This window comes from Alcanivorax sp. HI0044, from assembly GCF_001634945.1.
In genome coordinates this window covers 1-10,519 of record NZ_LWEZ01001213.1, presented here as the reverse complement: position 1 = coordinate 10,519, position 10,519 = coordinate 1, and the positions used below count along the sequence as shown (strand labels likewise).

Sequence of the window (10,519 nt, the reverse complement as noted above, 5' to 3'; positions counted from 1 at the left end):
ACTGGGTGGTGAAACTGCTGCTCATGCCCGTGGGCGGCGTCACCGATGTGCTCAGCTATGGCGGTGAAGTGCGCCAGTATCAGGTCAACGTGAACCCCACCCGGTTGCTCGCCTACGACTTGAGCCTGCAACAGGTCATGGATGCCATTGCCGCCAACAACCGCAACGCCGGTGGCTGGTATCTGGATCGCGGCGCCGAGCAACTGGTGATTCGTGGCATGGGCTGGGTCGGCAGTGGCGAGCAAGGGCTCGGCGACATTGCCGCCATTCCCCTCAAGGAAGTGGACGGCACCCAGGTGCGCGTGAGTGATGTGGCGAAAGTGGAATTCGGCGGCGAGATCCGTCAGGGCGCGCTCACCATGACCCGCCGCGATGCCAACGGTGAACCGCAAGCGTTAGGTGAAGTGGTGGCGGGCATTGTGCTCAAGCGCATGGGCGCCAACACCAAGGCCACCATTGATGGCATCAAGGAGCGCGAAGCGCGCATCCAGCAGGCCCTGCCGGAGGGTGTGCAGTTCGAGGTGTTCTACGATCAGGCGGACCTGGTGGAAAAAGCAGTGAGCACCGTGGTTACCGCCTTGCTGCTGGCGTTTGTGTTTATCGTCATCGTACTGGCCCTGTTCCTGATGAACCTGCGCGCCACCGCGTTGGTATTGTTGTCCATTCCGCTCTCCATCGGCCTGGCCTTGTTGGCGATGGCCAGCCTGGGCATGTCCGCCAACCTGATGTCACTGGGTGGCCTGGCCGTGGCCATCGGCATGCTGGTGGATGGCTCCGTGGTGATGGTGGAAAACATCTTCAAACATCTGAGCCGAAAAGAGGGTAGCCACGACACCAAAGGCGGCATTGCCTTACGCGTGAAAGACGCCGCCCAGGAAGTGGCACGCCCGGTGTTCTTCGCCGCCAGCATTATCCTGGTGGTGTTCCTGCCCCTGTTCGCCTTCGAAGGGGTGGAAGCAAAAATGTTCGTACCCATGGCCATCAGCATCATGCTGGCCATGACTGCCGCTGTATTGGTAGCGCTGATCGTGGTGCCGGCGCTGGCCGGTTTCCTGTTCCGCAACGGCGTGGAAGAAAAGCCCAACCGGTTGGTGAACTGGCTGGAGGGGCATTACCGCACCGTGCTCGGCAAGGCTATGAAGGCGCGTAAAGTGGTGGTCGGCACCGCCGTGGGGTTATTCGCGTTGGCGCTGGCGACCACCCCCTTTATCGGCACCGAATTCGTGCCGGTACTGGAAGAAGGTACCCTGGCCTTGCGCGTGACCCTGGCACCGTCCTCCAGTCTCGATACCGCGTTGGAAGTCGGTGAAAAACTGGAAAAGGAAATCATGACCTTCCCGGAAGTGACCTACGCCCTCAGCCGGGTAGGCCGCGCCGAGATCGGCGGTGACCCGGAGCCGGTGAGCAACGTGGAAATCTATATCGGCCTGAAACCCGTCAGCGAATGGGAAAGCGCCAGCAACCGGCTTGAGCTACAGGAAAAAATTCAGCAGAAACTGGAAAAGCATCCCGGTCTGCTGCTCAACTTTTCCCAGCCCATCGCCATGCGCGTGGACGAACTGCTCTCCGGCGTTAAAGCCCAGCTCGCCATCAAACTGTTCGGCCCGGATCTCAACGTGCTGCAGGAAAAAGGCGAAGCCATCACTCAGGCCGTCAAGGAAGTCGACGGCGCCACCGATGTGCAACTGGAACAGATCGCCGGTGAAGCTCAACTGGTGGTCACCCCGGACCGCAACGCCCTCAGCCGTTACGGCCTGAGTGTGGATCAGGTCATGGATCTGGTCAGCAACGGCCTGGGCGGCGGCAGCGCCGGGCAGGTGATCAAGGGCAACGAACGCTACGACATCTATGTGCGCCTGGAGCAAAACGCCCGTAAGGATGCTGAAGCCATCCGCAACCTGCGCCTCAAGGCCGCCGATGGTGCCTGGGTACGGCTTATGGATGTGGCGGATGTGTCGCTGGTCTCCGGCCCGCCGCAGATCAGCCGCGACGACGTGCAGCGCCGCGTGGTTATCCAGGCCAACGTGGCCGGTCGTGACATGGGCTCCGTGGTCGCCGACATCCAGCAGGCCATTGAAAGCGAAGTGGATCTGCCCGCCGGTTACAGCGTGGACATCGGCGGCCAATACGAAAACCAGCAGCGCGCCCAGCAACGGCTGGCCATGGTAGTGCCAGTGGCGGTCGGCCTGATCGCCCTGTTGCTCTACTTCGCCTTCGGCTCCGTGGCCCAGGCCGCTCTCATTCTGGTGAACGTTCCTCTAGCACTCATTGGCGGCATCCTCGCCCTGGCCCTTAGCGGCCAGTACCTGTCCGTGCCCAGCTCCGTAGGCTTTATCACCCTGTTCGGGGTGGCGGTGCTCAATGGCGTGGTCATGGTAGAGGCCATCAATCTCAGGCTGCGCGATGGCGAAGCGCTGGAGACGGCGATCTTCGAAGGGGCGGTGTCTCGCCTGCGCCCGGTGCTGATGACTGCGCTCACTTCCATGCTGGGTCTGATTCCCATGTTACTGGCCACGGGGGTGGGCAGTGAGGTGCAAAGGCCGCTGGCAGTGGTAATTGTCGGGGGGCTAGTGTCGGCGACGGGGTTAACGTTGCTGGTACTGCCAAGTCTTTATGCGTTTTTCTCGAGCAAAAAAGCTGTCGAGTTACAACGATAATCTAATCTTCCCCCGGCGGTTATCAGCCGGGGGGTTTAGGAGGAAAAAATGCTTTACTCTACATTGTGCAATCAAGGTGACTGGGCTTTTCGATGGCGTAGTATCGCTCCGGCGGTGCTTATGATTCCCGCGGTAATAGTTGCCTTAATAGATGTGCAATATTTTTTGGATAGTCACACCTATGATCAGTGGTGGGACTTGTTCGCGATATCGTTTGTGGTGGCGGGCCTTGGGATTCGTGTCTGGACTACTGGACATACCCCGCGAAGAACCTCTGGTCGTAATACCAAAAGTCAGGTGGCGGATTCACTAAACACTCGCGGTATTTATTCTATTGTTCGTAATCCTCTCTACCTGGGGAATTTTGTCGGAGGCTTGGGGGTGATTCTATTGCTCCACTCCTTATGGTTAACCCTTTACTATGTGCTGGCGTTCGCGCTTTACTTCGAACGTGTAATTCTTGTTGAGGAGAGATTTCTGTTGAGAAAATTTGGTGATTCATATCGCCAATGGGCAGAAAAAACGCCGGCTTTCTTCCCTTTAATATTACGAAAGTACCAGCCTGATGAATTGCCTTTTTGTTGGAGAACGGTGTTACGTCGTGAATATATAACTGTCGCCATGACAGTGTTGCTGCTGTTTGTTATGGAGGTCGGCGAAGATACAATGATCCAGGGGGAAATTATTCTGGATAGTCGCTGGCTAATAATTGCGGCAATCAATGGAGGGATGTTCTTGTTCTTCCGGGTGGTTAGCAAGCGAACACGTTGGCTTTCCAAGGTTGGCAGGTAATATACCGAAAGGAAAAATCGTTAGGGAAGGAGAAGATAATCGAAGGGAAATAGGGGACACCCATAAATTGGAAGATCTCCTACGCTGAAAATGCACGATGTCTGATATTGGTCTGTTTGTATGGTCAGTATCTTTGGGGTCATGGATAAGCAAGGAGGCGCTCCATGACTCGTGCTCGCTATGCCCAGGTTTCTCTGGACTCCACTCCCTACTATCACTGCATCTGCCGTTGTGTGCGGCGAGCCTTCCTGTGTGGTCAGGACCACTATTCCGGCCAGGATTACGAACATCGCCGGCAATGGGTGGTGGATCGCCTTGCGGTGCTGGGTGAGATGTTTGCCATTGATCTCTGTGCCTATGCGGTAATGTCCAATCACTATCACGTTGTTGTTCGGCTCAATCAGAAGAAGGCGCAGGCCTGGTCAGATACTGAAGTCGCTGAGCGATGGATGCGGTTATTCAGTGGGCCACTGATTGTGAAGCGCTGGCTGAGCGGGCAGTCAGAGGGTGGTGAGGCATTGAAAGCGCTTGAGATCGTCGGCCAATGGCGTGAGCGGCTTTATGATCTTGGCTGGTTCATGAAATGCCTGAATGAATACCTCGCCCGGCGAGCGAACGAGGAGGATTGCTGTAAGGGACGCTTCTGGGAAGGCCGTTACAAGTGCCAGGCGCTACTGGATGAAAAGGCCGTATTGCAGTGTATGGCTTATGTGGATCTCAATCCTGTTCGGGCAGATATGGCCAGTACTCCTGAAGCTTCGGATTATACCTCGGTTCAACAACGAGCCAGCGAGATCAAGGGTCGCCAGACAACGAAGAAAATGCCTCACCTACTCCCGATGGTGGATAGTGAGACAGTGGAAGTTGAACACGATGATACGGTTTGCCGCTTTCGGCTGATGGACTATCTGGAGCTCGTGGACAGTACGGGAAGGGCGGTGCGTGCAGGTAAACGTGGCGCAATCTCGGAGCGGGCCGCAGGGATTCTGGATCGGCTTGGTATTGATGAAAGGGCATGGTTGCGGCATATGCAGCCGCACAAGCAGAGACTGCCTGTCGCGGTCGGCAGCCTGGAAAGACTGAAAGCCTATGCGGCCTCGACAGGTCGTAAATGGGTGTCGGGACAAAGCCTGACCGCATGCTGATTGATCAAGCTCTCTTTTGATTAAATTTATGCGTGTCCCGGATTAGCCATTAGCAACCTGGCGGACGCAAAGGTCAGCGCCAAAAAAATTGAAGATAAAGAGCTTAAGGCAGAAATCGACCAATTGCTGGAAAGCTTGCAGGGTCGTTAGGAACTGAATAATAAGCTGTCAGTATCAATGCTATGCCTGTCCTGGATGGAATAAAAAACGCCGTGCTTATGCGCGGCGTTTTTTTGTGCTGTCGCCGGTGTTGGCCACGGTGCCCGCGCGCACCTTGCTGGAAACGTAATTGGCGGGTGGCTCTTCGTAAAGGCTCTGGTAACTGAAATTAACGATGGATTCTGACGTTTTCGGTAACAGGTAATACATGGCCAGTGCGCCTTTGCCGAACACGCCCAGCTTGCGCTTGTCCTGGGTGATGATCATGTCCAGCATCCAGTTCACGGCGGTTTCCGGTGACATGACGGGCATGTATTGGTAAATCTTGGTGGGGGCAATCATGGGGGTGCGCACCAGCGGATAATTCAGTGAGGAAAAGCGCACCTTGGTGTGGGCGTACTCATTGGCGGCCACCCAGGTCCAGCCTTCCAGTGCCCACTTGGACGCCAGGTAGGCAGAGAAGCGCGCCGGGTTAGCCTGCACGCCCACGGTGGACACGTTGATGATGTGGCCTTCGTTGCGCGCTTCCATGCCCGGCAGCAAGTTCGTGGCCAGCCGGATGGAGGCCAGATAGTTCAGCTGCATGGTCCGTTCGTAATCGTGGAAGCGGCCCACGGTGAACTTGATGGAACGGCGAATGGAGCGTCCGGCATTGTTGATCAGCACGTCCACCCGGCCATGATCCTGCAGGGCCTGTTCGCAAAGGCGATCGCACTCTTCCATTTTGGACAGGTCGCCGGGGTACACGGACGCCTGGCCGCCCCGTTGATGGATGGCGTGGGCAATCGCTTCCAGTTTCTCCTGATTGCGGGCCACCAGCAGCACAGTGGCGCCGGCATCGGCAAGCTTGTCTGCCACCAGGGCGCCGATGCCCGAGCTGGCGCCGGTGAGCAGAATCACTTTGCCGTTGACCCGCTGTTGCAATGCTTTGCCCGGCGCCACGGCACGCTTGAGATGCCAGGCCCAGTGATCCCGGAGCCTGTTTACGTAAGGCAGGACTTTGGGGGTTCTGAATTTCACGGCATTGGACATGATGGGCTCTCGAGTGGATCCATGGAATGAGCGAATGCATCCAGTGTAACCTGAGCATATACTCGGAAATACTCGGGTTTCTCCGTTGGCAAGGAGTGGCGTTGTATGGGGCAGGTTCGCTGGAAAGTCTCTGATTTTACTGTCAAAAAAGAGCCCAGGCAGGCCCGTTCGAAAGCCTCGGTTCAGGCGATGGTGCAGGCATGTGCTCGGATTTTGGAGACCCGGGGATACGCCGGGCTTAGCACCAATGCCATTGCGGAAGTGGCGGGTGTCAGCATCGGGTCGGTGTATGAGTACTTTCCCGGCAAGGATGCCATTGTGGCGCGGTTAGTGCAGGACATGGTGGCAGAGGCCAGGGCCATGCTGGAAGGTCGGCTGGCGCTGACAGACAGTCGCAATGATTTAAACAGCGCCATGCAATATTTTCTGGGCGCCATTTACCGGCTAATGCGCAAGCATCGAGCGTTATTGCGGGTGTTGGTTTTCCAGGTGCCTTACTTGCACCAGTTGCCGGCCACCCGGCAGTTGGAAATCGAATTACAGCAGGTCTTGATGGCAGGGCTGGATTATACGCGGGAGCAATATTCCCTGAATGCCCAGCAGCACACCTTGTACCTGATGACCACTTCCGTTGCCGGCACGCTGATGCACCTGGTGCTGGTGGCCCCGCCAGCCATGGACCCGGAAGGCATACTGGATGCGCTGGCAGAAAAAATGACAGCCTGGCTGATTGAGGGTTGAGGTTTTTATTGCCCAGTCTGTACACACTAATGATAAGTGATTGAGTGAAACCGGGAGCCCGATGAAAACAGTTTTAATACTGGTAGACGTGCAGAACGTGTACTACACAACACGGCAGGCGTTTAACCGCCGATTCGATTACAACAAGTTCTGGTCCACCGTGACGTCAGAGGGGCAGGTAGTGAAAGCCATCGCCTATGCCATCGACCGGGGCGATAAAAAGCAGCGTGAATTCCAGAACATCCTGCGTGCGATTGGTTTTGAGGTGAAACTGAAACCGTTTATTCAACGGTCCGATGGTTCTGCCAAAGGCGACTGGGATGTGGGTATCGCCATTGATGCGCTGGAATATGCTGCGGAGGTGGACTGCGTGGTGCTGGTGTCCGGTGATGGTGATTTCGATTTGCTGGTGGATAAGCTGCGCGTGGACAAGGGCAAGCACGTGGATGTCTATGGCGTCGCGCCACTGACCGCAGATTCATTGGCTCGCGCTGCCAGCCGGTTTATTCCGATAGAAGGCGAGCTTTTATTGTAAGGGCGTTCCTTTCTATCGGTGGCGGTGTAATGGTCGGTAGTGGTGTCTTCGCGCAATTTGCTACTCTGTGCAGCTAACCTGCCAGGAGCCCCCAATGTCAGAAGCCGCCCTTGAAGCCTTGTCCGATATGATCACCGAAGCGCATACGCGCATCCAGCAAGCTTACGAGCATATTAATCCGGTGGTCGGTGTGCGCCGCGGCATGCGCGATGTGGGCATTCCTGCCGATGCCATGACCATCGATTGCCTGCAGACCCGCGGGCGGATTCTGCTGATATTGCACGATGAGCAGCCCGGTGTGCTGCTTTACCAATTCGGAACCATGGACGCGGATGCAGGCGATGATTTCCAACCGGTGAACTTGTCCGAGGTGAGCGCGGATACGCTATTCGTGTGGATGAAGGATTACTTTTCCGCCTGAATCAGCAGGTAAATACCGGGATTATTCGCCCAGCGTCAAAAAGGGCACCAGTGTCACCAATATCAATATTGTGACGGCGATCAGCACGCCCAGCGCGCGCCCGGGTTGATCGCGCAAGCGGCCAGCCAGCGTTGGCACGGTGCCATCGCGCCGGGCTTCCTCAAACCGTTCCCTTTCCCGCCGGGTGCGTTGTTCCTGATAGCCTTCCATCAGTACCTTGGCGCGCTCGCGGTCCTGCGGGTTGGTGAGCCAGATGCCCCCGGAAGAAATCCCCCACAGGCTCGGCGTGGTTTCGTAGAACGGGATCTGCTGCTCATTCAACAGGGTGCGCACTTCCTCGGCTTCGTCGTCCGGAACCTGGCGTAAATTCAGCAGTAGTGTGGTCATGGCGTATCACCGGTTGGTCGGGCGTGGTCGTTCCTGTTTGTCTCGCTGGCCATTATCGCATTTTCCTGCGCGCTTTTTTGCCTGCTATTTTCAGAGGCTCCCTAGTAGATGATGACGTGAGTGATCCAGCCTCCGATATACAGGCCCACCCCGAACACACCATGGTTAAGCAGGCTTTGCAGCCGGGCCTTGTTCGGCGCTGGAGTGCGTGAGGCGGCGATGCCGGCCCCCATGCCAGGTTGCATTAGCAGAAACGGTGCTGCGACAGTGGCAATGCCCATCAGTAACGCAGGCCCGAGGGTCGGATGAGTGATCCAGGCGGTGCCCTGCCAGGCCAGCAGCAGGCCGGCAAAGGCAATCCCGATCAGATAATGCGCCAGCCAGCCGACGAGGGTTTCTCCTGCTATGGGCGCGGAGCGACTGATGGCATCGTGCCGGAATTGGCGGTGACGCATATGCAGTATCCATCGCCCGACAAGGCCGTAGTTGGGGGCGGCGATAGCAAAGGCCCGTTGGCGTAACGCGCCCCAGATATCCATGACCAGCGTGGCGCTAATCCCGATGATCAGGGCGCTGATAAAACAGGCTGTGAGGGGGTTCATGTCAGGTGCCTCGTTGAGAGTGTAGTGGTAACCTGCTACTTCAAGCTGACTTGAGATCAAGGCTGTGCTGGATATTTCTGAAGTGGCAAAGCGCGCGGGAGTGCCCGCGTCCACATTGCGTTATTACGAAGAAAAGGGGTTGATCGCCTCCACCGGGCGGCGGGGGCTGAAACGGCTGTTCGCTCCCCGAGTACTGGATCAGCTGGCTCTGATTGCCTTGGGGCGCGCGGCCGGTTTTTCCCTGGATGAAATCGGCGAGATGTTTGACGCCAGTGGTGAGCCGAGCATTGATCGTCAGGCCCTGGTGGCCAAGGCCGATGAGCTGGATAGCACCATCAGCAAACTGTCAGCCATGCGCGATGGTCTCCGCCATGCGGCTAAATGCCCGGCGCCCAGTCATTTGGAGTGCGGGCAGTTTCGGCGATTGATGAATATTGCGTCGTCACGCATGAAGCACGAAAAAGCCGGGAGGCGCGAGCATGGTTGAGCGAAATGAGGATGATCGCAAAGCCGGGCATGTGCAGTTTTCCAGTCACCGGGGTGGCCCGCGCCATCGGGTGCGTTACGTGGAAAGTCCTGCGCCGCCCGCCGGGGAATGCCGATTATGCGTGGGCTCGCTGGCTGGTGACAGCGCAAACGCGGGAGCGGGTAGCCAGGAAGCGAAGCCGGCGGAGAAGGAGTCTGTCGACGAGGCCCAGCCCGGAAAAGACTGAGCCCCCTACCAGGGGATGTCTCTGCCATCCCAGGCGATAAAGCGCCCATGATCATTGTCGTCCGCGCCATCAATCAGCGCGGCCAGCTGTCGGGCGGACCGTTGTGGTGAAAACAGTTTGTGCGTCGGCACATTGCGCTGGAAGGGTTCTGACAGGGGGGTATCGGTGGTGCCCGGATGCAGCGCTATGACACACAGGTTCGGATAGCGGCGCCGGGTTTCAATGGCCAGGGTACGCAGCAGCTGGTTCTGGGCTGCCTTGCTGGAGCGGTAGCTGTACCAGCCGCCCAGATGATTGTCGGTAATGCTGCCCACCCGTGCAGACAGGCTGGCAAACACGGTGTGGCGGTCCTGCGGCATAACGGGGATCAGGTGCCGGGCCAGCAGCACGGGCACAAAGGCATTGAGTGCAAAGCTTTGCTGCAGGCCTTGGAGGGTGACATCCTCCAGCCGCTTCTCCGGTCTGAGTGCGGTGTCGTTGTCGTGAAGCCAGCCGGCGCTGTTGATGATCTGCTCCGGGGCCAGGTCCAGTTGCCGGATTTTCCGGGCCAGAGCGTCCAATTGGGTTTCGTCGGTCAGGTCCGTATCAATACAGTGTAGCGGCATTCCCTGTTTCTGCAGATGCAGCAGGGCTGGGCAGGACGAAGCTCGCCGGGATACGGCAATCACGGGAGTGTCACGGTTTAGCCAATGCCGGGTCAGGGCCAGGCCAATGCCGGAACTGGCGCCGGTGATCAGGCGGATCGGTGACGAAGTGTTGGGCGTTGTCATGGGACCAGTATGTACGGACGGGGATAACAGGCCGTGAAGACGGTTTACGGCATAACGAAATGCTCGATCCCCCGGTTGAGAAAATGCAGGAGCATGCGATAGCTGTCCAGATCAAAGCAGACGTCATGCGGGGGGTGCAGATCTTCCTCGCCGGGGGCATGGTTAAACGTCGCCAGATGACACCACTGATGCACCAGGTGGTAGTCGTCTTCCGTTGCCCCGCATTCGCGAATCACTAGCGTGCCGTTATAGGGCCAGGCCTGGATTTGGTGTTCATGTAAGGCCTGCCTGAGTCGACGGTTGTGGCTGCCAGGGCTTTCCTTGCCGCAACAGGCACCTTGGCAGCGATTCAATTGAAACGAAAAGCATGGCCCGCTGCCGCTTTCCAGTCCGCAGACCTTTGGGCAAAGGCGATATTGTTTGATCCAGTGTTCCAGGGCCAGGCGGGCCTGTCGGGGGCTGCGGTAAAGGCCATAGCTATCCTGGTTCCACAGCGATTCCCTGGCCGGGCGATGCAGTACCGGTGCCAGAAAAGCCGTGTCAGAGGTGTTCAGTATCCAGGTGT

At 57.5% G+C, this 10,519-nt stretch carries 12 protein-coding genes and 1 pseudogene; 8 read left to right on the top strand and 5 right to left on the bottom strand.

All coding sequences use genetic code 11. The annotated features are described in order from the left end of the window. The 3 genes from A3730_RS16890 to A3730_RS16880 all read left to right on the top strand — a co-directional run. Positions 1-2,657, top strand: a 2,657-nt coding sequence (locus A3730_RS16890; protein ID WP_063538507.1) for an efflux RND transporter permease subunit, incomplete at its 5' end; no start/stop codon positions are given. 48 nt (positions 2,658-2,705) lie between these two features. Next, on the top strand, positions 2,706-3,449 hold the full coding sequence (locus tag A3730_RS16885) for an isoprenylcysteine carboxylmethyltransferase family protein (protein ID WP_063520555.1): 744 nt from the start codon (positions 2,706-2,708) through the stop codon (positions 3,447-3,449). 164 nt (positions 3,450-3,613) lie between these two features. Beyond that, a complete protein-coding gene (locus tag A3730_RS16880) occupies positions 3,614-4,594 on the top strand; it encodes a transposase (RefSeq protein ID WP_063520556.1) in 981 nt (326 codons plus the stop codon). Between the two features lie 216 nt (positions 4,595-4,810). Here A3730_RS16880 and A3730_RS16875 read toward each other — a convergent pair whose 3' ends face one another. Further along, positions 4,811-5,785 carry an SDR family NAD(P)-dependent oxidoreductase gene (locus tag A3730_RS16875; protein WP_063538505.1) on the bottom strand — a complete coding sequence of 325 codons (975 nt, stop codon included), beginning with the start codon at positions 5,783-5,785 and terminating at the stop codon, positions 4,811-4,813. A gap of 105 nt (positions 5,786-5,890) precedes the next feature. Between A3730_RS16875 and A3730_RS16870 the strand changes: the two genes are divergently transcribed. The 3 genes from A3730_RS16870 to A3730_RS16860 all read left to right on the top strand — a co-directional run bounded on the left by A3730_RS16870 (position 5,891) and on the right by A3730_RS16860 (position 7,482). Then, positions 5,891-6,526, top strand: coding sequence for a TetR/AcrR family transcriptional regulator (locus A3730_RS16870; RefSeq protein WP_063521696.1), 636 nt, complete (start codon positions 5,891-5,893; stop codon positions 6,524-6,526). 61 nt (positions 6,527-6,587) lie between these two features. Then, complete coding sequence (locus A3730_RS16865; protein WP_063521215.1) at positions 6,588-7,061, top strand: NYN domain-containing protein; 474 nt, start codon at positions 6,588-6,590, stop codon at positions 7,059-7,061. Between the two features lie 94 nt (positions 7,062-7,155). Continuing rightward, the gene (locus A3730_RS16860) at positions 7,156-7,482 is read left to right on the top strand and encodes a hypothetical protein (protein WP_063521214.1); all 327 of its coding nucleotides are present in this window, start codon (positions 7,156-7,158) and stop codon (positions 7,480-7,482) included. 21 nt (positions 7,483-7,503) lie between these two features. On the opposite strand, the gene A3730_RS16855 is transcribed toward A3730_RS16860, so the two are convergent. Together A3730_RS16855 and A3730_RS16850 are read right to left on the bottom strand one after the other, a co-directional pair. Next, entirely contained in the window at positions 7,504-7,869 is a 366-nt protein-coding gene (locus A3730_RS16855; protein ID WP_063538503.1) for a DUF6164 family protein, read from the bottom strand. 101 nt (positions 7,870-7,970) lie between these two features. Then, positions 7,971-8,471 (bottom strand): DUF2938 domain-containing protein, encoded by a 501-nt coding sequence (locus tag A3730_RS16850; RefSeq protein ID WP_063521010.1) that lies wholly within the window; start codon positions 8,469-8,471, stop codon positions 7,971-7,973. 64 nt (positions 8,472-8,535) lie between these two features. Here A3730_RS16850 and A3730_RS16845 point away from each other — a divergent pair, with 64 nt between their 5' ends. After that, complete coding sequence (locus A3730_RS16845; protein WP_063521011.1) at positions 8,536-8,958, top strand: helix-turn-helix domain-containing protein; 423 nt, start codon at positions 8,536-8,538, stop codon at positions 8,956-8,958. Continuing rightward, positions 8,951-9,184: a hypothetical protein gene (locus A3730_RS16840; RefSeq protein ID WP_063519304.1), complete on the top strand. Its 234-nt coding sequence runs from the start codon at positions 8,951-8,953 to the stop codon at positions 9,182-9,184. The genes A3730_RS16845 and A3730_RS16840 overlap by 8 nt, the downstream gene beginning before the upstream one ends. A gap of 5 nt (positions 9,185-9,189) precedes the next feature. On the opposite strand, the gene A3730_RS16835 is transcribed toward A3730_RS16840, so the two are convergent. Then, positions 9,190-9,954 carry an SDR family NAD(P)-dependent oxidoreductase gene (locus A3730_RS16835; protein WP_063519305.1) on the bottom strand — a complete coding sequence of 255 codons (765 nt, stop codon included), beginning with the start codon at positions 9,952-9,954 and terminating at the stop codon, positions 9,190-9,192. Positions 9,955-9,998: 44 nt separating this feature from the next. Then, positions 9,999-10,519, bottom strand: a pseudogene (locus A3730_RS31770) (hypothetical protein); the annotation flags it as partial.

Coding starts and splice junctions, on each gene's coding strand:
- A3730_RS16870 (WP_063521696.1), top strand. CDS start 5,891: ATGGGGCAGGTTCGCTGGAAAGTCTCTGATTTTACTGTCAAAAAAGAG.
- A3730_RS16880 (WP_063520556.1), top strand. CDS start 3,614: ATGACTCGTGCTCGCTATGCCCAGGTTTCTCTGGACTCCACTCCCTAC.
- A3730_RS16855 (WP_063538503.1), bottom strand. CDS start 7,869: ATGACCACACTACTGCTGAATTTACGCCAGGTTCCGGACGACGAAGCC.
- A3730_RS16885 (WP_063520555.1), top strand. CDS start 2,706: ATGCTTTACTCTACATTGTGCAATCAAGGTGACTGGGCTTTTCGATGG.
- A3730_RS16875 (WP_063538505.1), bottom strand. CDS start 5,785: ATGTCCAATGCCGTGAAATTCAGAACCCCCAAAGTCCTGCCTTACGTA.
- A3730_RS16840 (WP_063519304.1), top strand. CDS start 8,951: ATGGTTGAGCGAAATGAGGATGATCGCAAAGCCGGGCATGTGCAGTTT.
- A3730_RS16835 (WP_063519305.1), bottom strand. CDS start 9,954: ATGACAACGCCCAACACTTCGTCACCGATCCGCCTGATCACCGGCGCC.
- A3730_RS16865 (WP_063521215.1), top strand. CDS start 6,588: ATGAAAACAGTTTTAATACTGGTAGACGTGCAGAACGTGTACTACACA.
- A3730_RS16860 (WP_063521214.1), top strand. CDS start 7,156: ATGTCAGAAGCCGCCCTTGAAGCCTTGTCCGATATGATCACCGAAGCG.
- A3730_RS16850 (WP_063521010.1), bottom strand. CDS start 8,471: ATGAACCCCCTCACAGCCTGTTTTATCAGCGCCCTGATCATCGGGATT.